The sequence below is a fragment of the Occallatibacter savannae genome (assembly GCF_003131205.1).
Taxonomy (GTDB): Bacteria; Acidobacteriota; Terriglobia; order Terriglobales; family Acidobacteriaceae; genus Telmatobacter; species Telmatobacter savannae.
This window is the reverse complement of sequence record NZ_QFFY01000006.1, coordinates 396,634-423,053: the sequence shown is the minus strand read 5'-3', so window position 1 is coordinate 423,053 and position 26,420 is coordinate 396,634. Positions and strand designations below refer to the sequence as shown.

General features: G+C 57.1%; 18 protein-coding genes. 6 read left to right on the top strand and 12 right to left on the bottom strand.

The window, feature by feature from the left end:
* Positions 1–24 precede the first annotated feature (24 nt).
* The 3 genes from DHV10_RS22535 to DHV10_RS22525 all read right to left on the bottom strand — a co-directional run bounded on the left by DHV10_RS22535 (position 25) and on the right by DHV10_RS22525 (position 4,255).
* Entirely contained in the window at positions 25–1,770 is a 1,746-nt protein-coding gene (locus tag DHV10_RS22535; protein WP_109488666.1) for an aryl-sulfate sulfotransferase, read from the bottom strand.
* Positions 1,771–1,933: 163 nt separating this feature from the next.
* Positions 1,934–2,680, bottom strand: a complete 747-nt coding sequence (locus tag DHV10_RS22530) for a sulfite exporter TauE/SafE family protein (protein ID WP_162601797.1) — start codon at positions 2,678–2,680, stop codon at positions 1,934–1,936.
* Positions 2,681–2,785: 105 nt separating this feature from the next.
* Complete coding sequence (locus tag DHV10_RS22525; RefSeq protein WP_109488664.1) at positions 2,786–4,255, bottom strand: MFS transporter; 1,470 nt, start codon at positions 4,253–4,255, stop codon at positions 2,786–2,788.
* A gap of 96 nt (positions 4,256–4,351) precedes the next feature.
* On the opposite strand from DHV10_RS22525, the gene DHV10_RS22520 reads away from it, so the two are divergent.
* Complete coding sequence (locus tag DHV10_RS22520) at positions 4,352–5,281, top strand: MBL fold metallo-hydrolase (protein ID WP_109488663.1); 930 nt, start codon at positions 4,352–4,354, stop codon at positions 5,279–5,281.
* Between the two features lie 390 nt (positions 5,282–5,671).
* Here DHV10_RS22520 and DHV10_RS22510 read toward each other — a convergent pair whose 3' ends face one another.
* The 3 genes from DHV10_RS22510 to DHV10_RS22500 all read right to left on the bottom strand — a co-directional run bounded on the left by DHV10_RS22510 (position 5,672) and on the right by DHV10_RS22500 (position 9,713).
* Positions 5,672–6,424 (bottom strand): glucose 1-dehydrogenase, encoded by a 753-nt coding sequence (locus DHV10_RS22510; protein ID WP_109488662.1) that lies wholly within the window; start codon positions 6,422–6,424, stop codon positions 5,672–5,674.
* A 221-nt stretch (positions 6,425–6,645) separates the two neighbouring features.
* Complete coding sequence (locus DHV10_RS22505) at positions 6,646–9,369, bottom strand: ABC transporter permease (protein WP_109488661.1); 2,724 nt, start codon at positions 9,367–9,369, stop codon at positions 6,646–6,648.
* A complete protein-coding gene (locus DHV10_RS22500) occupies positions 9,366–9,713 on the bottom strand; it encodes a PadR family transcriptional regulator (RefSeq protein ID WP_109488701.1) in 348 nt (115 codons plus the stop codon). Before DHV10_RS22500 ends, DHV10_RS22505 begins: the two co-directional genes overlap by 4 nt.
* Positions 9,714–10,121: 408 nt before the next feature.
* Between DHV10_RS22500 and glgP the strand changes: the two genes are divergently transcribed.
* The 3 genes from glgP (at position 10,122) to DHV10_RS22480 (ending at position 17,386) form a co-directional block, all read left to right on the top strand.
* On the top strand, positions 10,122–12,779 hold the full coding sequence (glgP, locus tag DHV10_RS22495; protein ID WP_162601796.1) for an alpha-glucan family phosphorylase: 2,658 nt from the start codon (positions 10,122–10,124) through the stop codon (positions 12,777–12,779).
* Between the two features lie 941 nt (positions 12,780–13,720).
* Positions 13,721–14,311, top strand: a complete 591-nt coding sequence (locus tag DHV10_RS22485) for a hypothetical protein (protein ID WP_162601795.1) — start codon at positions 13,721–13,723, stop codon at positions 14,309–14,311.
* An 84-nt stretch (positions 14,312–14,395) separates the two neighbouring features.
* Positions 14,396–17,386 (top strand): SMP-30/gluconolactonase/LRE family protein, encoded by a 2,991-nt coding sequence (locus DHV10_RS22480; protein ID WP_109488658.1) that lies wholly within the window; start codon positions 14,396–14,398, stop codon positions 17,384–17,386.
* On the opposite strand, the gene DHV10_RS22475 is transcribed toward DHV10_RS22480, so the two are convergent.
* From DHV10_RS22475 to DHV10_RS22455, 5 genes are all read right to left on the bottom strand, one after another.
* Positions 17,361–18,410: a serine/threonine-protein kinase gene (locus tag DHV10_RS22475; RefSeq protein ID WP_109488657.1), complete on the bottom strand. Its 1,050-nt coding sequence runs from the start codon at positions 18,408–18,410 to the stop codon at positions 17,361–17,363. The two genes, DHV10_RS22480 and DHV10_RS22475, sit on opposite strands and share 26 nt — an antisense overlap.
* Positions 18,407–18,976: a sigma-70 family RNA polymerase sigma factor gene (locus tag DHV10_RS22470; RefSeq protein ID WP_204101503.1), complete on the bottom strand. Its 570-nt coding sequence runs from the start codon at positions 18,974–18,976 to the stop codon at positions 18,407–18,409. The genes DHV10_RS22475 and DHV10_RS22470 overlap by 4 nt, the downstream gene beginning before the upstream one ends.
* A 61-nt stretch (positions 18,977–19,037) precedes the next feature.
* Positions 19,038–20,075, bottom strand: coding sequence for a PrsW family glutamic-type intramembrane protease (locus DHV10_RS22465; protein ID WP_109488656.1), 1,038 nt, complete (start codon positions 20,073–20,075; stop codon positions 19,038–19,040).
* Entirely contained in the window at positions 20,072–20,497 is a 426-nt protein-coding gene (locus DHV10_RS22460; RefSeq protein ID WP_109488655.1) for an ATP-binding protein, read from the bottom strand. Before DHV10_RS22460 ends, DHV10_RS22465 begins: the two co-directional genes overlap by 4 nt.
* A gap of 8 nt (positions 20,498–20,505) precedes the next feature.
* Positions 20,506–20,838, bottom strand: coding sequence for an STAS domain-containing protein (locus DHV10_RS22455; RefSeq protein ID WP_162601794.1), 333 nt, complete (start codon positions 20,836–20,838; stop codon positions 20,506–20,508).
* Between the two features lie 965 nt (positions 20,839–21,803).
* On the opposite strand from DHV10_RS22455, the gene DHV10_RS22450 reads away from it, so the two are divergent.
* Positions 21,804–23,642: a heavy metal translocating P-type ATPase gene (locus DHV10_RS22450; RefSeq protein WP_162601793.1), complete on the top strand. Its 1,839-nt coding sequence runs from the start codon at positions 21,804–21,806 to the stop codon at positions 23,640–23,642.
* A gap of 256 nt (positions 23,643–23,898) precedes the next feature.
* Positions 23,899–24,465 (top strand): hypothetical protein, encoded by a 567-nt coding sequence (locus tag DHV10_RS22445; RefSeq protein WP_162601792.1) that lies wholly within the window; start codon positions 23,899–23,901, stop codon positions 24,463–24,465.
* 636 nt (positions 24,466–25,101) lie between these two features.
* On the opposite strand, the gene DHV10_RS22440 is transcribed toward DHV10_RS22445, so the two are convergent.
* The gene (locus DHV10_RS22440) at positions 25,102–26,373 is read right to left on the bottom strand and encodes an outer membrane beta-barrel protein (protein WP_476703844.1); all 1,272 of its coding nucleotides are present in this window, start codon (positions 26,371–26,373) and stop codon (positions 25,102–25,104) included.
* Positions 26,374–26,420: the final 47 nt, after the last annotated feature.

The window sequence follows — 26,420 nt, the reverse complement described above, 5'->3', positions numbered from 1 at the left end:
GCGCTCCGCCGAATACTTGATTTGCTACTTGATCGGTGCCGAGTACATATCTTCCAAGCGATAGCTTCGGTAATCGACTGCGCCGGCTATGTCGAGTGCAAGCACCACTTTGCCGTCCTTGTCGAACTCCGTGGTCCGCCCAGTCAGGGGAAGCGACCATCCGGCCACTGCCGTGTATCCGCCATTCTTCAGGAGTTGCATCGACCCGCAACATATGGTGCCGACTCCAAGCGGAGCGCTGTAAACCAGCGTGGCAATATGTTTCTCTTCATCCAGTTTCCACACCTGCGCGCGAACTCCCGCCTTCTTGGCGGTACCACTTGCATCCCCGTCGTCCGTAAGCGTGAGGAGGTCCGAACCGAGCGGCTCAAACCCTGCATCATGCTGAAATGAAAACCACGGATTCGGATCCTTCGACTCAGCCTTGAAGTCGCCATCTTTGCCCAGCCGCCAGAGGACGTTGCCGCTGCCCTTTCCATCCTTCCAGTCGACCTTCAGCACCCAGTTCTGTTCCGGCTGGGAGACCAGAAAGTCACCTGTGGCCGGAATGTAGTTGAGGGAGTTGCTATGCAACCAGCCGTTCGCCTCTTCGGCGAGCAACACGGCAGGGCATCCTCCCTCGCCTGTATGGCATTTGGCATCGTTCAGCGATTTACGTTTGAGGTCTTCGTGATCGAACGAGTTCCAGAACGCGGAAACCTGGAAGTCGGGGTCCAGGTCGATGATGAGGTCGCCCAGAACATCAACAGGCAGTTTGGAGCCTTGGGTGCCGGTGGGCATCATGCGCTCAATCCCGGCAACGACCAGCGTATGCCCATTTGGCAGACGAATCGCTTCATGATGAAAGCCGGAGACGCATTCTCGACCGCCCTTATGGCAGTCGGAATGGATGCCGCGGGATTCAAGTTGCTCGGCGACGATGCCGACGTTTGTTTCGCGAATGATATTACCTGCCAGGTCTAGTTCTCGCAGCACTTGGCCTTCATGGGTGGAATTGACTGAGTTCGATCCATCCGTGATAACGAGGAACCGGCCGCCCCGAAGTACGCGAGTGATGGAATCGGCGGATCGCAAATACCAGATCACCCGCCCCTGAAGATCCGTGGCAAATGGCCGAACACCGCCCCCCAACGAGATGGCGCTGTAGACAATCACCGGCTCCGCAACATCAACTCCACTGGTCGGCGGTACTGCGAGAGACACCGCCGCAAAGTTGCCGTCCAGCATGCCGGTGTGGAACGGGAGCCACGCGCCGGGCGTGACATTGGTTCCGGAGATGACCTCGGAACGGAGCCGGTATTCGGTATCTGCACGCATACCAGCGACGTAGACGTTGTTACTGATCCCCCCTTTACACGGCTGTGCGGGAGTGCGGCTCATCGCCTCTTCACCGTCTGCGTGAAAAGCCACGCGGAACTGCTTTCCCTCTGGACAAGGCGCGGCGCTGAACAGAGCAACGAGCGGGTGTGCGGTAGGTGTTACGACCTGGGCTGCTCCCTTGACCCGCGAAATGAATTGAAACGGCATCGTGGCTTCGCCGGTTGCCTTTGTCTCGTTATTCCGAATTCGCACGCGAATCGTCGCCGACTGCTCATACAGTTCCGGGGCCCAGGCGAAGGTATAGGACTGGCTGTAGTCCTGCACAATTCTGAATGGTCCGCCATTCACGCTCACTGCGTACTGGAAGACAAACATATCCCTGCTGAAGCTCTCCATCCCCATCAAGGAGGTGAGGCCGATGGGCGTTCCCACCGGCTGGGGCGAAGGCAAGCTCGTCTGTAAATGGACGGTGATGGGTGTCTCAGCCGCACAAACGGACACGGCCGCCAGGAGCAGGGGAAGAAGTAGTCTGTGGGGCACAGTGCTGAGAAGCCTAGCACACGATTTGCACTCGGGTCGATAACTTATTGTGGCGGAGGTTTCAACCTGCTCATCAACTCATTGCTTTGACGCAAAGCTGCACGCCTAGCCCGATGAGGCAGATGAAAAGGACCATCTGGAGCGCGCGGGAGGGGAGCCTCGAAGAAAGCAGAGCGCCACAGATGGCCCCCACAACTCCGCCCGCACACAACCTGCCGAGTACCTGCAGATCATAATGACCGATGAACACGTGAAGGCCGCTGCCGATTGTGGAGACGGTCAGGCCAAAAACCATATCAGTGCCCACCACCAGCGCGGGCGACAGTTGAGTGAGAGTCATAATCACGACTGCGCCCAGCGCACCCGCACCCGCCGACGACACGCCAACTTCGGCGCCAATCAAGGCTGCAATAGGCGGAAGCCATTTGGAACGATCGATAGTACCGGCTTTGAATTTACTGCGGAGCGACCGGTAGAGATTCACCAGCGAGAGAAAGATGATGGTGATGCCCAAGACGAGGAATATCCCCTTCTCGTGGTCTTCGACGCTCATGCGCTTCAGGATCTGTATACCGACGACGACTCCCGGAATTCCGCCGGCACACAGAAGCAGCAGGATCCGGCGGTCCACCTGCCGGCGCCGGATGTAGATCGGCAGGACCGCAAATTTGATCACCGCGGCAAAAGTGAGTGCAGTCCCTACTGCTACGGCCGGCTTGAGGTGAAAAAACAGGATGAGGATCGGAGCAGTGATGCTGCCGGCGCCGACACCTGTCAGCCCGACCGCACACGCGATCAGAAATCCAACAACATATTGCATTGCGGCTCCGCGCCAAGGTGGTGTTGCCGTATCATAGCAGCCCATTCAGCGCTCTCCGCCACGGGCTGACAAGCGGAACGAGGAAGAAAGCAGACATCTTTCACATCAACGGCTCTGCTCTTTCGCAGGAAAACGAGGTATCTGAAGGACCAGCGTGAATGTAATGAGCAGAAGACCGATATTTACCGAAAACGCGATGCGAAGCGCCCGGACGAATGCTTCAACCGTGCTGATCTGGCCCAGTGCGCTGAAAAATACTGTGCCGATCACCGCCACTCCCGTCGCAAATGAGGCCTGCTGAACGGTTGTCAAAACGCCGGAAGCTGATCCAGCGTCGTGCCCCTTGATGTTCATCAGAATGGTGTTGATCAGCGTGGGCATTACAAAGCCCTGCCCAGTGCCGTAGACGAGCAGTATCGGAGCTAGGTTTAGGCTTGTCAGCGCCGCTCCGCGAAGAGAGGAGATCCAAAGCAGTCCCACCAGCCCGCTGATCATAAACAGCACGCCTAGGTTGATGATCCGGCTGCCCAGTTTGGGCTGCACGCGCACGGACGCCAGCGAGCTGCTGAGAAATGCGATGGCGAACCAGAGAAATGTGAGGCCGGCATGCCGCGCTGAAAACCCGAGCCCGTTCTGAAGGAAAATTGTTGAGATCAGGAAGAACGCTGCCGCTCCGCTAAAGAAACATACGCCGCTGCAGAGGCCAGTCACGAAGACGCGATTGTGAAACAACGAAAGCTCGACAAGTGGGGATCCACCGCGCGCCGTTACCTGCCGCTCATAACGCACGAACATGATCATCACCGGAACGAACGCGATCAGGCAGATGAAGGCCCATGCAGGCCAGCCGGATTCGCGGCCCTGGATGAGGGGATAGAGCAGGAGCGAGAGAGCGAATGTGAGAATGGCCACTCCGCCGAGATCAAGCCGGCGCGCTTTAGGAGAGCTGGATTCCTTTACGAACCTCTCGGCAAGAATGACTGTTAATAGCCCGATTGGCAGATTGATGAGGAAGATCGGCCGCCAACTGAGATGCCAGACATCTGCGCTGACCAGCACTCCCCCGATAGCATTCCCGGCAAATGACGACAGCCCAATTACCGTACCGAAGAAGCCGAATGCTGTTGCTCGTTCGCGCAACGGGAAGGTGACCTGGATAATAGACAGCACCTGCGGGAATAGCAGTGCACCGGAAACTCCCTGTAGTGCCCGTGCGGCGATGAGAAATATTGGTGACGGCGCGACGCCGCACAACAATGAAGCCGCCGTAAAGGACACTACGCCCCACACAAACATCTTTCTTCGGCCGTAAATATCGCCGAGCCTGCCGCCCGAGATGAGCAGCACTGCGTACGTAAGGCCGTAGCTCGCGATGATCAGCTGCACCTCAGCAAAGGTGGCTTTCAGGCTGGTACGGATTGCGGGAATCGAGACATTCACGATGAAGAAATCGAGCGCGGCCAGAAAGGCTCCGGTAAGGACGACGGCGAGCGAAGCCCAGCGCCCCGGATCCGGCGTGTCCGCGGAAACAGATAGAGGACTGATCACGGTCGTCCAGGAGGAAGAAACTTTCATTGGTCCTCTCGTGATGGGTTGTCACTTTCGCTTGGGGGAACGGGGTCTGCCCATTCTATACCGAGCGCATGGTAGACTGCCGCCGCAGGAGACGTGATGCCGCTACTTCCTCCGCGCTTTCGAATCGTGGCCTGGCTCGCATGCCTTGCGATGACATCATTGGCACTTTCGCACGCGCAAAGCAGTGCGAAGGTCATTATTCTGGGCTCGGGCACTCCGATCCCCGATCCAACAAGTTCAGGACCTTGTGTTGCAGTTGTCATCAACGGCCAGGTGTACCTCTTTGACGCTGGCGCGAACGTAGTTCGCCAGGCGGAGGCCGCGGCTGAAAAGTTTCAGATCGGCGCACTGGAGGCGACGCACCTCACCCGCCTGTTCATCACACACCTTCATTCTGACCACACGCTAGGTTATCCAGACCTTATCCTCACGCCCTGGGTGGTCGGCCGACGGGAGCCACTGGAGGTATACGGCCCCAATGGCATCGCCGCGATGACTGCTCACCTGAAGCAGGCCTACGCAGCAGACATTCAGGTTCGAACCGGCGGCCTTGAAACCCTCAATGAGGAAGGGCTTGCAGTGAAAGTGCACGAGATCGAAGCCGCAGGACTGATCTACAAAGATGAAAACGTGACGGTGCGAGCGCTCGAGGTCAAGCACGGTTCCTGGCCTCAGGCCTTCGGTTATGCAATCGACGCGGGTGGGCGGAGGATCGTGCTCTCCGGTGATACGCGACCGACGCAATCCATTGTTGACGCTTGTCACGGCTGCGACCTTCTGATTCACGAGGTGTATTCGGAGGATCGGTACAGCGTGGTGTTCGGAGCGTCACGCGGCCAGTATCACCGGAGCTTTCACACTTCTACCCGGGAACTCGCAAAGATCGCTGGCGAAGCCAAGCCTAAGCTCCTGATCTTGTATCACCAGCTCTACTTCGGAGATCCGGAACAAGTGGATCTCGTGAAAGAGATCCACCTGAACTACCAAGGTCCCGTCGTAAACGGCCATGATCTTTCGGAGTACTGAAGCATCGCATCCCCGCCAACACGCAAGACTGATGACAAGCCAGACCAGCATTTACAAATCCAGGATTAGCGGTCGACAACACGGCTGAAGCGTCCGCGGCCGGTGCGCTCTACTCCGACGCGGCAGGAAAGGTTGCGCATTCGCTAAGACATGCCGCAATGAATGGTCGTATTCCTGGTCCTCGGATACGCGATCCGGCGTCGGGCTGCGGACCAATCTGCGCGACTTGGGAAAACAAGGTGTGCGCCGCTCCTTGCAAGTGCTATCGAAGAGATCGCGATCGCGGTGAACACACTCGGTTTGGTCTACGGTGAGCCTTTACGCATGTCTCTGAGATTACGGTGTTCGCCAGAAGTGTACCGGAGGCGCAACCAACCCCCGGCACTCCCTTTAAACCGCCACAAATCCGCCATCAACGAACAACTCGACTCCAGCGACAAAGCTGCTGTCGTCGGATGCAAGGAACACGACGGCTTTGGCCAACTCGTCGGGCAGGCCCATGCGGCCAAGCGGAACGCCTGCAGCGAGGTTAGCCTTCAGCTGCTTCTCCTGCTCACTGTCATTCCCCACTAGGCCTGAAATCGCCGGCGTATCGATCGGTCCAGGGCTTACCACGTTTACGCGAATCTTGCGGGCCTTCAATTCGTTCGTCCAGGTACGCGCGAACGAGCGGACCGCGGCCTTTGTCGCGTTATAGACCCCGAAGTTCTCGAAACCTTTCATCGACACGATGGAACCGTTGAGCACGATGGTCGCGCCGTCCGGCAACAGCGGCAATGCCTTCTGTACGGTGAACACAAGACCCTTCACATTGATGTCGAAGGTCTTGTCGAAATGCTCTTCGGTGTAACTGCCCAGCGGAACAAACTCGCCTCCCCCGGCGTTGGCGAACACAACGTCAAGCTGCCCCTTCTCCTGCTTGATCTGCGCAAACAGGCGATCCAGGTCGCTCAGTTTCGAGACGTCACCCTGTACGGCGGTAACATTGCTGCCAATCTCCTTCACCGCAGCATCCAAAGATTCCTGCCGACGCCCCGTGATGTACACGTGCGCTCCTTCGGCAACGAAGCGTTTAGCCGTAGCCAACCCGATACCGCTATTTCCACCTGTTACGAGTGCAATCTTCCCATTCAGCTTTCCCATACCTGCTCCTTTTCGCGCCCTGCCATCTAGTGAATATTTCGACGTACATCGAAATGATGACGGCAGCCTGGCTGTCGATTCAACAATGCTCAGATTTTGCGAAAAAGGCGGATATGAAATGGCAAATGGAATCAGAGCTCTTTTAGCTGCTGGAACACCCGGCCGGCCCACGCCGAGATCTGATGATCCGGCCGTTTACTGACTGGAACTCATCTGGCAGTTTATTCGGAGTGAAGAGTAGTGATCGGATCAACGCGCATCGCGCGAAGCGCAGGGATATAGGTGGCAGCCAGCGCCACCCCGGTAAGGAGAACGGTGACACTGGCAAATGTGCCTGGATCGCGCGGCGAGACACCGAACAGCAATCCAGCCATCAAGTGGGAGGCGATGAGCGCTCCAATCACACCACAGCAGACCCCTGTCGCGGCTAGCCTCAGCCCGCGTTGCAGGACCAGATTCAGAATGTTCGCTCGCTGCGCACCGAGCGCCAATCGAATCGCCATTTCGCGTCTTTGCTCGTTCACTAGGTAAGAGATCGTTCCATAAATACCTAGCCCAGCGAGAAGGAGCGCCGTAATCGCAAAAAGAGTCACCATCTCCATGGAGAATCGCCGGAACGAAAGCGAGGCGGAGAGTACCTCTTTGAGAGTCTGCGCGCGAAACACAGGAAGGCTGGCGTCGATAGACTGGACCTGCTGGCGTACTTGAACCGGGATGTTAGCCGGATCCAGATTTCCGCTAAGAAACAGGACCAAGTCTTTCGAGACGCGCTGGTAGGAACTGCGATAGACTTGCGGAATCGCTCTCTCAGACAGTGATTCTGTTCGAGCATCGGCAATCACGCCGATGATCGTCGTCCACACCGGCTGAGCAGGGCCCGCTAGCCCACGGGTATCAAGATGCAGCCGGACCCTCTTGCCGACTGGATCCTGATTGGGCCAATATGTCCGGGCCGCTGACTGATTGATCACCGCAACTTCTGGCGTACCTTCAACGTCGCCATCGGTGAACATTCGTCCGCGCTCGAGCGGCATGCCCATCAGATGAAAGTATCCGGGCGAAACGATCGGACTGTCGACCACAGGCGCTTCATTGTCCAGCGTTTCGATGCCTTCCCGGATCAATGGCAACCTGATCGGAAGAGTGTGGCCCAGCGGAAGCGCAGCCTCGTCACCCATGGCCACTTCTTCCACACCGGGCAGGCTTCGGCTTCGGCGGAGTATTTCGCGCAACAAGACCGACTCCTGTCTTGCGGTCTGATATGGATCGGTCCTGGGATCGTTCGGACCTGGCAGCGAGATCTGAACAGCCATAACACGCTCAGGATCGAAACCGGCTTGCACCTTCAACATGTCCCAGAAGCTGCGCAGCATCAAACACGCGACCACCATCAGCACCAGTGAAAGCGCCAGCTCGCTGACGGCCAGAAAGTGGCGCATTCGCGAGCGGCCCAACGACCCTATCGACCCGCGCCCTTCTTGCCGGAGCGTAGCTGTCAAATCGGTCCGGCTCATCAGCCATGCCGGAGCAAGTCCGAAGAGAATTCCCGCACCAGCGGAAACGGCAAGCGCGAATGCCAAGACCCCCCATCCTATGGCAATGTCGTTCTCGTGCGGAAGACTAGCGGGAACCAGGCTCAGCAGGAAGCGGTGCGTGCAGAAGAGAACGGCGACGCCGGTAATTCCTCCGAGCAGGAAAAGAAGCAGAGCCTCAGTTAGAAGCTGGCCGATGAGGCGCGCTCGTTGCACACCAAGCGCTTGCCGAACTGCGATCTCGCGACCTCGCAAACTAGCTCTGGCGAGCAGCAGGTTTGCCACGTTGACGCAACTGATCAGCAGCACCATCCCCACCGCGGCGAAGATCAGAAACAATGTATTCCGAACACTGCCCACCACAGTCTCGCTGAGCGGAATCAGACGCACCGCCCATCGGGTCTGTGGTGGATAATCCGCCGCAAATTGCTTACTCAGCGAAGCCACCAGCGTGTTGAGGCGGTCCTGCGCCGATGCTACGGACAGCCCAGGCTTCAACCGCCCAAGAACCGCCCGACTCGCATGCCGTGAACTACGCGACGGAGCGGGAAAAGGCATTCCCGCAAATCCGGCCCCGAGCCACAGCTCCACATTCTGCTCTTCGCTGGTCGCGCCCTGATCGCGGAACCCTCGCGGCATCACGCCCACCACTTGATATTGGTCGTTGTCCAGGAGCACTGTTCTGCCGACAATCTGCGGGTCAGCGCCGAGTCCTCGTCTCCAGAGCCCGTCGCTGAGCACAACTTCGAGATTGTAGCCGGGCGTTGAGTCATGCGGATTGAAGGTGCGCCCAAGCTGCGCGTCCACACCCAGTACTGCGAAGTAGTTTGGAGTGACTTGCTTGAAACTGAGACGAAGTGGCTGCGCCGTGCCGGTCAGGTTGACGTTCGCACCTTGGCCCGCAATCGCGATCGACTGAAAGATTCCCGAGTTCGCCAGATCTCTCAACTCAGGTATCGAGATGCCCACACGCTCAGCTCCTACACCTGGAAGATCATCCTGAACGCGCACCAGTTCACTAGGATTTGGGTACGGAAGCGGGTGCAGGAGCGTGGCGTCGATCACACTATAGATCGCTGTCGTCGCTCCCACGCCCAGTGCGATAGTAGCGATCGAGACAAATGAGAACCCTGGATATTTAAGGAGCATCCGAACCGCGAAGCGGAGATCCAAAATTAAGTTCTCGACAACTGGAAGAGTCTGTTCTTCATGAAGACGCTCCCGAATCGGTCCCACTGGGCCGAACTTGAGAGCCGCCTGTCGGCGCGCTTCTTCCACGGCCATTCCGGCACGCACATTCTCCTCCGTCTGGCTTGCCAGATGCTCTTCAATCTCTTCAAGCAAGCGACGATCGTCACGGCTACGGGTCACGAGTCTTGCCATACGGACAAAGAGGCGGCGAAGCAACTTCATGCCAGATCCTCCGCTTTGGCACTGAAAAACCTTGCGACAATCGCTGCCGTTCGCTCCCAATCGCCGGTCTCGGTCCGCAACTGCCTTTTTCCAGCGTTCGTTAAACGGTAGAAGCGAGCGCGCCGATTGTTCTCTGAGGTGCCCCAATCCGAGGCGATCGCGCCCTCATTCTCCAGCTTAAGGAGAAGTGGATAGAGAGTTCCCTGGTTCACGGCGAGAAGATCGCCACTGATCTGCTCAATCCTCCGAGCTATGCCGTAGCCGTGAAGAGGCCCCAGCAGATCGAGCGTTTTCAGGACCATCAGAGCAAGCGTTCCCTGAGGAACATCAGACTTGTCTGGCATCTTGTAAGTCACCTCTTGGTTTCCAACACGAATATGCCATCGCTCGTTTTGGAAAGCAACAGGAATGTGACGTCCTGGATCAGACCCGCAGTCTAATTCTTCGCCAACGGGTTTCTTCGCCTGAGGTTGCCCTTGGGAGTTCGGGGAGTATCGAGAGATTCGGTTATAGGACAGCAAGTTCCGTTTGCCCGCGTCATCCCTGTCTGCGAGTATCAGCCGCCAATCGCCTCTCAGAATTCATCCGGCAAGTGACACTACCCGGAAGCGATCGATGCGTGCTGAGGAGAACAACGGGCGAAGAGCTTCTCTTCTTGAGCTAAAGCGGCGGTCGCCTTTATAGGATCCTGACTCTATGGCATCTACTATCTGCTTGAATACCCGACACGCCTTGCCTGGAGAGATATCTCAATGGCACAAGCATGCAACGAAGGTCCATCGATTGGGGTCTTGAGCGCCGAGGAGGTTTCGGCACTCATTGAAGAGGGCAAACCTGCGGCCACGCTGATCAACGTTGTCGGGCTGATTGCGACACGATTCAGCACGGATGTTTGTTCGATCTATCTGCTTGAGCCAGACCGCTCGAACCTCGTCCTCGCCGCCTCTGTAGGACTTCACCCAGACTGCATCGGCAATCTCCGGATGCCCCTTCATGAAGGGCTGACCGGGCTGGTCGCTGAGCGTGTTCAGCCTGTTGCGGTTTCAGAAGCAGCAAATCATCCTCGCTTTAAATTTTTCCGCGAGTCCGGGGAGAGCGAGTATCACTCCTTTCTCGGCGTACCTCTCGTTGACCGCGGAATTCTACAAGGCGTGCTGATTATCCAGACCAAGGAGATCCGCGAATTTCGTCCAGTCGAAGTTCAGATGCTCCAGGAGGTCGGCGGCGAGATTGCTCCGGTGGTTTGCGAGGCGCGCACACTGGACCGATTCCTTGCGCCCGCTCAGGAACGCCTGTGGGCACTGGCAAGAAACGTTGCCTGGAGCTGGGATCCGGAGTGCATCGCACTCTTTCGCGATCTGAACCCAACCCGTTGGCGTGAACTGAATCAGAATCCAATCGCGTTATTGTCAGAAATTCCCCTCCACGAGCTGGAACGTAGAGCGTCGCAACTTGGCTTGCACAGCAGAATCAACTACTGCTACCGGCGGCAGAGAGAGTATCTCGGCGCTGAAAATACTTGGGGAACAATCAATGCAGGCGTACTCCGTCCTCGGCCGGTCGCTTATTTTTCGGCCGAATTCGGCCTGCATGAGTCCATTCCGATTTACTCCGGTGGTCTCGGAGTGCTCGCCGGTGATCACATCAAGAGTGCGTCCGATCTGGATATTCCGCTGGTTGGCGTTGGACTCTTCTACGGACAGGGCTATTTCCTTCAGAGACTCAACTCTGACGGTTGGCAGCACGAAGAGTATGTTGACACCGACGTGACCAAACTTCCCATGCAGGTCGCGATTGGTGCAAACGGGCAGCCCATCACCCTGAAGCTTCAGACGCGCTCCGGCGTCATTTCAGCCAAGGTTTGGCGAATGCGCGTCGGGCGTTGTGATCTGTTGTTGCTCGATTCTGATGTAGAAGGCAATGAACCCCAAGACCGCGACCTCACATCTCGGTTGTATGGAGGAGATAATCGGACCCGCATAAGACAGGAACTACTTCTCGGAGTCGGCGGATATCGAGTGCTGCGAGCCATGGGCATCACACCCGGAGTTCTGCACCTGAACGAAGGACACAGCGGCTTTGCAGTTCTCGAAGCAATCCGGGATCGCATGCAGGAAGAGGGTGTTGACTTTACGGTGGCCGCCAGCCAGGTGTCACGTGAAGTCGTCTTCACCACGCACACTCCGGTTCCTGCGGGGCACGACCGCTTCGATGCCGATTTGATCGAAGAGCATCTTGGTCCTCTTCGCGACGAACTGCGCATCTCTCAAGATGACCTGCTCGGCTTTGGCCGCGTGCATCCAGGAGACTACAACGAGCAGTTCTGCATGACAGTTCTAGGCCTGAAGTTGTCTCGCCGCGCCAACGCCGTCTCTGCGTTGCATGGAGAGATCTCCCGTTCGATGTGGTGGAGCCTCTATCCCACTAAGCCAGAAGACGCTGTCCCCATCGGCCACATCACCAATGGCGTGCATGTACCGTCTTGGCTTGCACCACAGATGAAGCGTCTGTATGACCGGCATCTTGGCGTCGACTGGCAAGGCCGCAGCGGCGATAAGCACACATGGGCGGAAATCGAAAGGGTGGACGACGGGGAGCTCTGGGAGACTCATCTGGCGCTGAAAGCTCAGCTCATTGCATTCGCGCGGCACCGTCTCGTTACTCAGGCGGCGCGCCGATCCGAATCGAAGGAAAGCATCTCGGGCCTTCAGAAGCTGCTCTCGCTCGACGCACTGACCATCGGCTTTGCACGACGGTTTGCAACGTATAAACGCGCGAACCTGATCCTCGCGGACATCGAGCAACTTGCTGGCATAGTCAACGACGCCAAACGTCCCGTACAGTTTTTGTTCTCAGGCAAAGCCCACCCCCATGACGAACCCGGTAAACGCGTACTGCAGGAGATCGCCAGACTGATGCGCGATCCCCAACTCGCTGATCGCTTCATCTTCATCGAGGACTACGACATCAACGTAGGTCGCCACTTAGTCCAGGGAGTAGATGTCTGGCTCAATAATCCGCGCCGCCCACTCGAAGCTTCCGGTACCAGCGGACAAAAGGTCGTGCTGAATGGCGGTCTGAACCTTTCAGTTCTCGACGGATGGTGGGCTGAAGCTTATGACGGTACCAACGGATTCGCGATCGGCAAGGGCCGGACTCACCTGAATATGGACGTTCACGACCAGCGCGACGGAGCCGATCTCTACCGTGTATTGCGGGAAGAAGTGATTCCGCTGTACTACCAGCGGGACCGGGATGGACTGCCAAGACACTGGATCCAGCGCATGAAACGAACAATCAAGACGCTCGGTTGGCGCTTCAATGCGGATCGCATGGTGATGGACTACTGTCAAAAATGCTATGTACCCGCAGCAGGCGGAGTTTCAAGCGAAATACGGTTGGTTTGTTAACGACGAAACATCCCGCCATCCTCTAAGGAGCCTGCGAAAGAGGCCTCAATTGGATCTGGTGAACGAAAAGAGCGGATCAGCTGAGGCTAATCGACGCAGTAACTCCGACGCATGCGTCGCAACGGTGCGCAGGTGGACTCACGAATTTCCGCCTGAGGCTGACATCCTCCAGATCGGATTCGAGGGTGGTGCAATCCCGCAGTTGATCATCGATGCAGGCCTCCGTCTTCACCTCGTGGACGCTTCTCGCGGGCGTCTCGGGATCTTCCGCCAGATGTTTCCAGAGGTACGGTCCGCCTGCTCAGATACCCCCGGTTGCACTCTCTTCAATCGGACCTTCGACGGAGTGCTCGTTAACAACGATATCCGGACTATGCCGAAAGAAATGGGAGCAGCACAACTCTCCAGAATTGAACGCCTTCTCCGTGCCGGAGGACGCCTGCTCATCATCATCCGTCCTGACTGTCGGACCTCGGTTGACTTTAGAAGCGCACCCGAGGCAATCAGTTCAGCCAAGGAAGCCTTTGAGAGAGACCTCCTCAACTTGGGACTGCACGTCCTCCCGCAACTGCACGATCGAAGTGAAAATGAGTATGTTTGCGCCACGAAACACGTGCAGGCAGGAGTACCGCACTAGTCCGCTCCGCCCGCCTCGATGGCCTTGCGAAGCCAGAGCGCTGCCCTACCGTCGCAAAGGGGCTCGACAAATAGTTGTCAAACCCCCAATGTGGCTTTTTCCCCCAAAGCGTTCGTCCCTTGAAATCAGTCGACTGCCCGTTCTGCCGACTCTCTTCAGAAATCGCTGGCGAGATACCAAAAATTCGTTGATGATGATACGAAACACCAAGGATTCTTGTTATATCCATTGAGCGGCCACCCAGGCACTCCGTTTGCCGCCAACTTTCGAGGTCAGGGGGAAACACATGAACAGGAACAAGCTCTTGCTCTTCGTGGGCTCTGCAGTGGTCGTGGCCGGGGGCCTGATGTACGGTCTTGGTATCTATCCCCCAGCAGCCGGGCGCGACGGTCAGGGCGCCATTGGCGAGCGCAAGGTCTATCGCGCAGAGCAGCCGGCTGACGCAGCGGTGACCCCGGGTGCTGCTCCAGTCGCCATGCAAGCGACCATCGACTCGATGAAGAACCATCAGTTGCCGGAACTGCAGAACGGGATGGTCTTCCAACTCAAGAACGGCGACATGTACCAGCTGAACAATGGCAAGCTCCTGGCCCTTCAAAACGGTTACGTCTTCAAGTTGAAGACCGGCCAGATGTTGCAGTTGCAGAACGGGCAGCTATACCAATTGCACGCCGGTCAATTGCTGGCCCTGAAGAACGGCGTAAAGTTCGAACTGCAGAACGGCCAGATGCTACAAATCCAGAATGGCCAGCTGCTTGCGCTCAATACCGGGCAGATGTTCCAGCTCGCCAATGGCCAGATGTTCCAGTTGAGCAATGGCATGTTGTACCAGTTGAATAACAACATGCTCTACCAGCTAAACAGTGGTCAAATTCAGGCCGCCATGAAGTTCTAACCGTCAGAACATGAGCGCAGTTGCTGCCCCCGGCAACTGCGCCCCATCAGGCCCTCCCCCGCCCAAACCCTCTGGGACCTTCGAATGGATTGCAAAACGGTCGGGCGCGGCGTCGAGGCCTCCCACACACTGCCCTGCATCCGTCCGTTTTCTCTTCTGATCCTCTCCCTGCTGATTCTGGCCTCCTGCACTTCGTACGCCCAACCTCGCCTGTATACGCAGGAAACAAAGCAGTTCCGAATCGTCTACTACTCCCCTGCGCACGAATATCTTGCTCCCTTACTGATCCGCTCCCTTGAGAACGCGTCGAACTTTTATCGCCAGAAGTTCGGCTATGAGCCAAAGGGCAAGATTACGGTGCTCATCCAGGATTTCGACGATTCCGGATACGGCGGCGCCGGAACGGTTCCTGTCAGCTTCATCCAGATCGGCATTGAGCCCTTCAACCTCGTCTTTGAGACCCTACCCTCGGCCGAGCGCATGGGCCTGATGTCGAAACACGAAATGATGCACATCGTTATGGGCGACGAACCCGCCCAGCGCGACGCCCTGTTTCGGAAGAGCTTCGCAGGCAAGATCATGCCGAACACAGACGATCCCATCTCCATCCCCTTCAGCTTCCTCGGCAGCCCCCGCGTGTACTCACCCCGCTGGTTCCATGAGGGTGCTGCCGTCTTTATGGAGACCTGGCTTGGAGGCGGCTTCGGCCGCGGTCTGGGCGGTTACGACGAGATGGTATTTCGGAGTTTGGCTCGCGACCACCGCTACATCTACGACGTCGTCGGCCTCGAATCCGAGGGTACCTCTGCCGACTTCCAGGTAGGCGCAAATTCCTACCTCTATGGCACGCGCTTCATGAACTATCTGGCACGCCAGTATGGGCCCGATAAACTCACCGCCTGGATCGTGCGCAACAATGCCAGCCACGCATACTTTGAAAGCCAATTCCGAAAGGTCTACGGCGTCTCCCTTCACGACGAATGGAGGAAATGGATCGCCACTGAGCGCGAGTGGCAGGATTCCAATCTCAAGTCAATCCAGCAGTACCCGCTTACACCCGTGAAGCCGCTCTCCTCCAGGGTGCTCGGCTCGATCTCCAGGTCCTTCTACGATCCAAAGTCGAATGCAATCTATGTCGCCGTCAGGCACACCGGGCCGATGCCGTACATTGCTGCCATTCATCTCGACTCGGGACGCGTCGAGCATCTCACCGACGTTCGAGGCGGGGCCGTCTACGAAGTCACATCGCTGGCCTTCGATCCTGATCGTCGCCGCCTCTTCTTCACCACCAACAATACGCACGGCCTGCGAGCCCTCTATGTCTTCGATCTCGCTACACGCAAACGGAAGCTCATCCAAGCGAACCTGAGAATGGGCGACCTGGTCTTCAGTCGCGCCGACGGCACCATATGGGGCGTGAGACACGACAACGGTCTCTCCAGCATCGTTCGGCTACAGCCCAATTCAAAAACTCTGCAGGTTCTCCACACGCTTCCCTACGCGTCTGATCTCTTCAATCTGGACATCTCACCGGATGGCAAACAGTTGACCGGCGCCTTAGTCGACACAACGGGAACGCAACGCCTGGTGCGCTTTCAAGCAGCCGACCTGCTCGCTGAAAAATTCGATCCCGAGGTCTTGCACGACTTTCAATACAACTCGCCCGACGGATTCGTCTTCTCCTCGGACGGACGCTACCTGTACGGATCGTCCTACCTGACGGGCGCATCCAACCTCTTCCGCTTCGACTTGCAGGAGCATAAATTCGAAGCGCTTAGCAACTCTGAGACGGGACTGTTCCGCCCCCTTCCGCTACCCGACGGCAGCCTGGCTGCCTTCGAGTATTCCGCAAGAGGCTTTCGACTCGTGAACCTGCCGGTCAAAGCGATCGAAGACGTGAACGCTATCCCTTACCTCGGCGAAAGCGTCGTCGAGAAATTTCCCGAGCTAAAGTCATGGAATCTGCCCTCGCGCAACAACATCGACGATCTCCGGCTCAGGACCTATGCGGGCTTTTATCATCCACTGCGGAATATCCAACTTCAGTCCGCATACCCGATCGTGCAGGGATACCAGGACTCGAAGGCCGGCGGCGTGCGCCTCGATTTCGGCGACAGCCTCGGCCTCAGTCACATGACGGCCACTGCCTCCTACTCCCCGGACAACTCGCGCGCTATTCGCGATCGCCTGCACGCAGCCATTGAAACAAGATACTGGGACTGGCAACTCTCCGGATATTTCAACAGAGCTGATTTTTACGATCTGTTCGGCCCCACCAAAGTTGGTCGCCGTGGCTTCGCTCTCGTCGGAGAAAAGCGCAAGAACATCATTCACGATTCCGACCGCACACTCGATCTCGTCCTTAACCTGTCCGGGTACTCCGGCCTCGACAAACTTCCCGATTACCAGAACGTCTCTGCCTCGCACACCAGATTTGTGGCGGGAACAGCAAGCCTGGCCTATTCGAACCTGCAGAAATCGCTCGGCGCCGTCGAAGAAGAAAACGGAGTGCAATGGAGCGCAACAGCGCAAATCAACAACACATTCCCTAAGATATTTCCGAACGTGTGGGGCGAATACACTCGTGGCTTCCTCCTTCCGCTCCGGAATTCTTCTCTATGGATACGCTCATCGGCAGGAGGCGCGTTCGGCAACGCGGCTGATCCATTCGCGAACTTCTACTTCGGCGCCTTCGGAAACAACTGGGTCGACAAGCGGGACTTCAGCCGCTATCGCCAGTACTACAGCTTTCCCGGCGTTCACATCGATCAAATCGGTGCGAACAACTTCGCGAAATCCCTCGTCGAGTGGGATCTCACCCCGCTTCATTTCCGCAATCTTGGCTCAACTAAGCTGTATAGCAACTGGGCCCGGCTCGCGCTGTTTACCGGCGGTCTCGTCGCAAACCCGGCAGGCGATGACCGCGCCGGTTATGAAGATGTGGGAGCTCAGATCGATCTGCGGACAGTGATCTTCTCCCAGGTGAAGTCGACCTTCTCCACCGGCTTCGCCCTCGCACATGACCGCCCCGGTCACACGGGAACCGAGTTTATGTTCTCTCTGAAAATCTACTGAACACCGCAGACGCCTCTTCTGCGCGCGGCCTCCCGGCCGGATCTCGATCGAGCATCCGCAAGAGGAGTTCATCAATCTCCGCGGGTATGCCTGCTCGCAATGCAGAGGCCGCCAAAACCTCGCGGCATTCGATCGCCTCGAACACGTCGAGCGGCGTATCCCCCGCGAAAGGATGCCTGCCCGTCCACAACTCGTACAGCAATGCACCCAGTGAGAAGACGTCGGAAGCGCTCGTCGCAGTCTCGCCCCTCAGAATTTCCGGAGACATATACAGCAAGGTCCCCGACAGGGTCCCCGAAATCGTTCCGGAGGACCCCGTCAAATCCGGCTCAATCCTTACCGGACCATCAAGCCTCGCGAGACCAAAATCCAGCATCTTCAGCACTCCGTCAGTACGCAGAATAATGTTCTCCGGCTTGATATCCCGATGAAGAATTCCGGCAGCGTGGGCCGCGGCCAGAGCCCGCGTAGCCTGTTCGCTCCAGTCAGTCGCGACAGCGATACTCACCTCCGCCGAGCCAATCAGCTGCCGGAACGTCGGTCCTTGCACCCACTCCATCACGATGAAGAGTCCCGCGGAGGACTCGCCCGACTCGCAGATTCTCACGATGTTCGCATGGTGCAATGCGGACGCGGCACAGGCCTCCGTCTCAAACCGGCTGATGGCCTGCGGACTCAAAACAAGGTGTCGGCGAAGAATCTTCAAAGCAACCAGGGTCCCCGACGAGTCCCGCGCTCTGTAAACCTCGCCCATTCCGCCCGTTGCGACCAGCTCTTCGATCTCGTAGCTCCCTACGCGTTCTCCTACCGCCAAAGCGCCGGGGCTTTGATCGAGCAGATCAGCCGCAAGGTGAACCGGCGGTACGTCGAAAAGCTCTTGATCGTTGGTCCGTAGCAGTGACTCCACCTCTGCCCTGAGCGGCGGGCTCGCAGCCTCCAGAAGACCTTCCCGCTCGGCCGGCGGAAGATCCACCGTCTCATGGAAGAGGCGCTCAATCTCGTCCCACCGAACCGGCGCAGTCACGCGCTTTCACCTTTCATCTCGCGAATGAGCCACGTCCGCGCCAGGCGCCAGTCTCGATTGACCGTGATCACGGAAATCCCAAGCGCCTCTGCCGTCTCCTCGATGCTCAGCCCCCCGAAATATCGCATCTCCACAACCTGGCTCTTCCGCGGATCCAACTCCTGCAGTCGCGTCAGGGCCTCATGCAGCGCCACAACCTCCGCAGCCTCTTGATTCACAGCCAGCTGCACGTCATCAATCGACAACGCGATTGCACCGCTGCCGCGTTTTCCGGTATGACGGCTCTTCGCATGATTCACCAGGATCTGCCGCATCGCCGTACACGCCACTGCAAGGAAATGGCACCGGTTTTGAAACGAGGCGTTCTCTGCTCCTGCTAGCTTGAGAAATGCTTCATTGATCAGCGCCGTCGGCTGCAGCGTGTTTCCCTGTTGCTGCTTGGTCCAGGCGCGGCGGGCCATCCGGTGCAATTCGTTGTACACCAGCGGCATCAAGTCGTTCAGGGCAGTTTGATCGCCCTTACCCCAGGCTGCGAGCAGGTTGGTGACTTCACCTTGAGAACTCACTCTCCTGACCTCTCTAGCGAAACGCTCCTTGTGTACGCGAACCCGGCGAATAGTAGTCCCTTCAGCGTTGCTTCTGACCCAGCCGGTGCATCTCCCACAGATCACGGGGCGTTTGCGATAGCAGTGGCCGGATCGCCAGCATCCCCGTTGGCCCAATACTCTTTTCCAGATACCGCAACTCCGTCAAGAGGCTATCCACCTCAGGGTCAGGTGCAACCTCCAGCCCCATCTCCCTGAACATCAGCTCGCTTTTCGCGCGTGCGCTTACCTCACTCGTCAACTGCAGCAGAGAAAGCATGTCGCCCCGCACAGCAGGCGGAAAGGCTTCCTGCAGACTCGTGAGATAAGAGCCCACCCTGGTCTCCTGAAATTCCTTCGAACCTATCATGCCGATCATGTCGATGTCGCGATCCAGTTTGCCTCCCAGCCACTCCCGCAGAGACTTCTCGCTGAAGTAAAAGACAAAAGCGAGAATCACCGGGATGCCCAGAACCGCCGCAACGGTGGATGTCAGCGGAGACTCCAGATTCTGGTTGAACAGCGAATGGAGCAGAATCGAAGACACCACGCCGGGAATAAACAACCGGAAGCTCACAGACTCCCGGCCTTCCAGCAAAAACACCGAAAGCGTCGCGCCTAGTGCTGCCACTCCACCATGCATCACCGCAGTCCCGAAGCCTCGCAGAAGCCAGACCCCAACGCCCTTCCCTTGCAGCAAATGCAAATAGGAGACATTCTCGACCAGCGCAAACCCAGCCCCAACCGCAAAGCCGCAGATCGCCGAGTCGGCCATAAACGCCGTCCGGGCTGTCGCAATCACAAAGGTCCAGTAAGCCGCCTTCGCCAACTCCTCCACCACCGGCGCTCCAAATTGCGCGTACTGATCCTCATACCCTGCAAACCGCTGGAAGATCAACGTATTGATCGCAAAACAAAGGCCGGCCGCAATCGCACCCGCACCCAGCCCCATCGCCACCGAGCGAATCGAAACCAGCTTGTAGCTGTCCAAACCGCGAAGCGCAACGAGAAATAGAAGCACCGGCAGGAATGCCAGCGCCAGCCGGAGCAGATCGATGCTATGGATCGACGGTGTAATCACGATTCCGCCGAGATCCCAAACCGCAAGCGGTTCCAGCCCTGTTCGCGCCGATAACTGAGCGACCCTGCCAGCGTCTTCAGCAGATAGATTCCCAGTCCCCCGACCGGCCGTTCCTCTAAACTCAGCGTAAGGTCCGGCGCGGGCGCGCTGAGAGGATCAAATTCAATCCCCTGGTCCCCAACCTCAACATGCAGCTCTCCCGCTTTCGGAACCGCGTAACTGATCGTGACCGACCCGGGTGAATTTTCCGGATAGGAATACCGCGAGATGTTGATAAAGATCTCCTCGATCAGCAGTTCCAATTGCCGAATGTGCAGATCAGGCAGCTCCGCTTCTCGCGCACCCATTCTGACGAACTCGGTGACAGAGCCGAGCGATGCGGGCTTCGCAATCAGCGTTAATGTCTTGGGCGTGTCCGGCAAGCTTCTCGTTATCCCCCTACGAGAGCGGACTCCAGCGAATCGTGCAAGGGCAGAACCTGGTTGAGCCTTGTTATCTCGAATACCTGACGAACCAGCCCGGTCAGACAGCAGATTCGAAAATCCCCGCCCTTTTCCTTCAACTTCTGCCCGATCATCACAAACGAACGCAGCCCCATGCTGCTTACATACTTAAGGTCGGTCAGGTCGATCACGAGAGCTCTAACGCCATCCGTGAGGCACGACTCGCACTCTCGCTCAAACAGAACCGCGTTCTCTGCATCCATGCGGCCAGCCACACGCAGCACGACCTTGCCATCAACTTCCGTGCGGTCGATTGTCACAGTACTCCTAGGGTGCCTCACCATACCCTGAACGTCAATGCGAATCGCTCCAGTCCACGCCTGGCTCGACAAACCGCAACTCAGCCAAAGTTAACAAACCCAGTCCACTCGTCCATCAAACGGGCAACTCGCTCACTTGTTCCAGAGAGGCATGAGGCCTCATCACAGCGTCGGCGACTTTCCGTCAACGTGGATCGCTGAAAACTGGCCCGTTTCAGGATATCTCTGAAGTCGTTGGATCTGAACCTTGCTGGTCGCTCGTCTCGACAGGTCCTAATGCAGGGGCTGGATTACGATCTGTTGCGGCGACCAGTGCGAAGGCGCTTTGTTTCAAAGGTCATGCCTTCCACCGCTGAAGCCGGCCCTTCTCCTGACCCCGTTCGCGCAAAGTCATTTAACGACTATCGAAGATAATCTGCTTCGACTGCCACCGGCCTGAGCATGCGGGATTGCGGCTTCACACTCTGATGACTGGTCCGCCAATTGCAAATGAATTTCCGGACATCAGAGGGAGCCCTCCCATGCAATGCGCAAACCCTGACTGCCGGTTGCCGGCTGCTGATCTGAGCACCGGCGTCTTATGCCTTGTTGAGTTGGACGTACCTCCGGAAGAACGTGTTCTTCGAAGCGATGGCGGTTTTCCAATATGCTCGGTCCCGAGCCGCTATTTCTGGCTGTGCCCGAAATGCTCTACACATCTGAGGCTGCGGCGATGGACATCGAAGGGCGTGATCTTTGAAGAGAAAGTTGTTCCCACTAAGAGCAGGAGCAATGATCGAGCCCTTCCATTTGCTCAGCCACTGTCGCGCACTCACCTCCTCACCTCAAGAAAGACCGCCTGAATGTGGACCAAACTAAACTCATTTTGTTCGATGGAGAGCATACAGGCCCGCTCTCCCCTGTTTTTGCCCGCTTTCGTCGTTGTAGGCATGGTCGCGGCCTGGGGTGGACCTTATCTGTTTCGAGTGTCTGAACTACGAGACATCATCCTTCTTGCAACGATCGGCATCGCAAGCGTGCCGATTTGCCTTGAACTGCTTTCGGAACTGAAAAATCGAAGCTTCGGCGTCGATGTACTTGCCTTCATATCCATCGGGAGTGCCGTCTGGCTGAAACATGATTGGGTCGCCGCGATCGTGATTCTCATGTTTTCCGGCGGAAAAGCTTTAGAGGACTACGCCACCCGCCGCGCCTCCTCCGTCCTGCGCGCTCTCGCTCGCAGAATGCCCCAGATTGCTCATAAACAAACAGATGGAGGAATCTCGCAGGATATCGCCATCGAAGAAGTCGCTCCCGGCGACCTGCTGCTTGTCTACCCTCACGAGCTTTGCCCGGTAGACGGCCTGGTTGTGCGCGGAAACGGCAGTATGGACGAGTCTTATCTCACCGGAGAGCCGTTCGAAATCGAAAAGGCTCCGGGCGCCGCAGTACTTTCCGGAGCGATAAATGGAAACGCGCCGCTGACGATTCAGGCTACCCGCGTGGTGAGTGAATCGAGATACGCCCGCATTGTCGAGGTTCTGCACGCATCCGAGAAGAACCGGCCTCACATGAGACGCCTCGGGGACAGACTTGGATTGTGGTACGCGCCCCTGTCCATTGCCGTTGCAATCGCTGCCTGGATGTTGAGCGGAGATGCTGATCGTTTTCTGTCGATCCTGGTCATCGCTACACCCTGTCCCTTGCTCCTCGCAATCCCAATCGCAATCACAAGCGCCATCTCGGTGAGCGCACGCCATGGGATCGTAGTCAAAGACCCTTCAGTACTAGAGAAGATCGGCTCCTGCACAACTCTCATTGTTGACAAGACCGGAACCCTGACCTGTGGCAAGCCGACGCTCACAGAGGTGGTGTGTACCGACTCCCTGCCCCGCCGAGACATCGTGCAATTTGCAGCCAGCCTCGAGAAGTTCTCGAAACATACGTTGGCCAGTGCTGTCCTACAAATAGCTTCTGACGAACATATCCCTTTATTGCTACCGGAGAATGTGCGCGAGGAGCCCGGCTGCGGTCTCACCGGAACGATCGGTGGCCGGACATTCGCTTTGACAAGCCGCAGCAAGCTAAGTGAAGAGACACGTCGCAGCATCAGTGACTTGGGGGCGGGCATGGAGTGCGTTGCCCTGGTAGATGGGGCTGTCGCTGGGCTGCTGCGCTTTCGCGACCAACCCCGCAGAGAAAGCCAGCCATTCCTACGCCATGTCAGGTCGCACCATGGCTTTTCCAGAACCATACTGCTCTCTGGCGACAGACCTTCAGAGGTGGAGTATTTTGCCCAACTGGTTGGAATTTCAGAGATCCACGGAGGGAAATCTCCAGAAGAGAAACTCGCACTCGTTCAGGATCTGACGAGAAAAGAACCGACGCTGTACATCGGCGATGGGATAAACGATGCTCCCGCGATGATGAATGCCACAGTTGGCATTGCCCTTGGAGTCAATAGCGATGTCACAAGCGAGGCTGCAGGCGCCGTGATCCTTCAATCCTCTCTTGCATCTGTGGATGAGTTGATCCACATCGGCGATCGCATGCGTCGTATCGCGCTTACGAGTGCGATAGGCGGCATGGGGCTGAGTGTACTGGGGATGGCCGTGGCGGCGGCAGGATACCTCGCGCCTGTTGAAGGCGCCATTCTTCAGGAATTTATCGATCTGGCCGCAATCCTCAACTCGCTCCGCATGATTCTCCCAAGCCCTCCGCTCAGCGACTTCAGAATCGGGCCTGCACAAGTCGAATCAGGACGTGCCCCGAAGCGGGCCTCCCAGGCAGCACCCACCGTCTATGCTCCTCATCGAACGCACTAGATGTCATCAGATCATGACAAGCCGTCCTAAGCTTTTGACTGTTTCGATCAGATCGGCGCCACCTCAGACTGATTCAGCCATCGGTCTCGCGTATTCGTGTGGAACGAGACTTGCAGAGTACTGGTTCAGGACCACGCGCCTCCCGAGTATCGAAACACCCATATGCAAAATGGCGACGGAATCGGGCTAAGGCATACAGCGGAGCCCCTCACGGCTGGTCCTGCAATTAAGGGCGAATGCCGCCCTCGGAGGAGATATGAGAAAACGCCACATGGCTTCGTTTATGGGGAGTGCAGCTCTGGGAGCACTCCTGATTCTGCCCCCCAATGCACCTGCACAGAACACTGACTCAAAAGCTATCAACGATCTGCTGAAAGAGGTTGAATCGCATGCAGTGCTTGCCTCTGACGATTCTGAAACCCTTGAGTCCTACACCCGTTCCCACACCATGTCCTCGGAGTCTCACGCGCAACGTCTGCGCACAATCGCGGATCATGCCAATAACCTGATCCAGGACTTCGACAAGCTCAGTGCAATGCGCAGTGAGGGGTCGCCCTGGCAGCAGGACGCAATCGATCGCGTGGATCCTCTGCTGAAAGAGATGGCAGACCACCTCAACACGACCATCGCTCACTTCAGAGACAACAAGCATCGAGTGAACATGCCGGCCTTTCACGACTATGTGAAGGCGAACCGCGAATACATGAGTAGGACGTCCAAGCTGGTTTCGTCCTTCGTTGAGTACGGCGACGCGAGAGCCAGGGCAAACGGACTCGAAGCGTCTCTTGATCTTCCACCCGCGACCGAAGTCTCCAAAGAGTAGGGTATCCCTGAACTGACTGCGCGAATGAGCCCGCCATTTGGCGGGCTCATTCCATTTAGGGGCCATGCAAAGGGACATTGAATTGCCGTTCTATTCGTTCCGACGCACTGCGGGTCCTTGTCTATTGACGGTTGTGTTCCGCTGTCACTCTCGGGAGCATCCGGTCCCGCCGTCCCAAGTGTTTTGCAGAACAAATCTGATGGATGGGCTGGCCAGCCTTGTACTCACACTTCTTGGACAGGCTCACAACCTTGTTCCTTCGTGAGCAACAGGCTCGGCTTCTCTTGATCGAGATGACGCTGGCAGCAAAGGAACGCCGAGGGATGCGGCGGTGCATTTCTCAAAAGCAAATCACATTGGTTCTCCTTTCGGTTTGTCCGGGAGAACGCATGCAGAATGCTTCGAGAAATGCACCTGCCGCACTCTCTTATCTGGGGGAGGCAGGCTTTTCAGCAAGGGTGCGGAAGGAAGGCCATCCACCGCACCCTTGTTGACGGGCAGGCATAGAGGTTTCTGCCCGAATCTGGAACTTCTTTCAGACCACGTCCATTTCTGGCTGCAGCGGAAAGATGAAGCTACACACAGAAGCAGGTGAAAACGAGGACGCGGCAAGCAGCACCGCGTCCTCAACCAACATCAGAAGCTGAATTTTCCACCTAGCTCCAGCGTTCGAGGATCCCATGCACTTGTGATCTGACCGAATTGACTGCCGCCATAGCTGGTATTCAGTCCGTTCGGCTGGAAGTGGTTTAGCGTGTTGAACGATTCAAAGCGGAGTTGGAAGCTCGCCGCCTCCCGAATCGCAAACGTCTTGTAGAGAGAGGTTGTGAAGTTTTCGCGGCCCGGTCCGACGATTGCGTCCTTCCGTGCATTTCCGAAGCCCAGGTTCGGACCTCCAAGCCATGCGGGGATCGGCGCCGAGAACGTACTCGTGTCGAACCACTTGTTCCGTTCTTTCAGGTAGCGAGTCCTCCCGGTCTGGTCGGGACGGTTCGTATATCCTCCGCCAAGTCCGATCGGATCATAGCTGATCGACAGTCCAGGCCCCTGGTTGGCTGGGATCACACCAGACTCAGCGAGTGCAGTGCCGGCAATCTCCCAACCGCCAAGCAGCGTCTTCGTCCATCCGCTCGAGTTCTTGAATAACGGAAGATGATAGACATAATTGATGCTCAGGATATGCCGACGGTCGAGTGAACCCGAACCTTTGTCATACTTCAAGTTCCACGGATTGCTGACGTTGTTCAGATCGAAAGTAGTGAGATCGATCTCGTGCGACCATGTGTAATCAACCTCTCCGCTCAGCCCCCAGCGGTTCTGGATACGGAGCCCGGTCTGGAAGCCATTGTATGTTCCGTTCGTTGTGTTTTCCTGCTGGTTAATACCGGCCCATCCTGGGTACGTCCGGTAGAAGTTGGTGTTGGCCAGGGCGTGAGGGGCGCTTCCGTTCGGACAATGGTCTCCTCCCGGGTACTTATTGCTGCCATCGCCTGCGTTGCAGCGAACGTTTAGGTTAGTCTCCACCGGGAAGTTGTTGATATTCCGTTGAACGTTTTGGTGCCATGCAATGTTGCCCACATACTGGACTACCCAGACCATCGAAGGCGCCACTTCATGCTGGACACCAAAACTGAACTGTGCCACCCCAGGCGCTCTGTAGCTCTGAGGCATGTTCTGGATGCCAGCCGGGAAGAACGGCTTGGAAGCTACATCGCCGTTCACCCAACTCTTAGAGGGCGTGCTGAAGTAGACGTTGTTTGCGTTTGGGTTGTAAGCGAACGGCGGCGCAGTCGCCGCGTTGTAGATGTCATTGCCCTGCATACGCTCGAAGAACGTCCCGAATCCGCCGCGGAGAACAGTTTTGCCATTCCCGAAGAGGTCTTCAGAGAAGCCCAAGCGTGGCTGCAATGTCTTGTAATCGTTGGTGACAAGCCCGTGCGGAAATCCGTTGACGC

Excerpts from the sequence above, each read along its gene's own strand:
- DHV10_RS22530 (WP_162601797.1), bottom strand. The coding sequence starts at position 2,680 with ATGCAATATGTTGTTGGATTTCTGATCGCGTGTGCGGTCGGGCTGACA.
- DHV10_RS22525 (WP_109488664.1), bottom strand. The coding sequence starts at position 4,255 with ATGAAAGTTTCTTCCTCCTGGACGACCGTGATCAGTCCTCTATCTGTT.
- DHV10_RS22520 (WP_109488663.1), top strand. The coding sequence starts at position 4,352 with ATGCCGCTACTTCCTCCGCGCTTTCGAATCGTGGCCTGGCTCGCATGC.
- DHV10_RS22510 (WP_109488662.1), bottom strand. The coding sequence starts at position 6,424 with ATGGGAAAGCTGAATGGGAAGATTGCACTCGTAACAGGTGGAAATAGC.
- DHV10_RS22505 (WP_109488661.1), bottom strand. The coding sequence starts at position 9,369 with ATGAAGTTGCTTCGCCGCCTCTTTGTCCGTATGGCAAGACTCGTGACC.
- DHV10_RS22500 (WP_109488701.1), bottom strand. The coding sequence starts at position 9,713 with ATGCCAGACAAGTCTGATGTTCCTCAGGGAACGCTTGCTCTGATGGTC.
- glgP (WP_162601796.1), top strand. The coding sequence starts at position 10,122 with ATGGCACAAGCATGCAACGAAGGTCCATCGATTGGGGTCTTGAGCGCC.
- DHV10_RS22480 (WP_109488658.1), top strand. The coding sequence starts at position 14,396 with ATGGATTGCAAAACGGTCGGGCGCGGCGTCGAGGCCTCCCACACACTG.
- DHV10_RS22445 (WP_162601792.1), top strand. The coding sequence starts at position 23,899 with ATGAGAAAACGCCACATGGCTTCGTTTATGGGGAGTGCAGCTCTGGGA.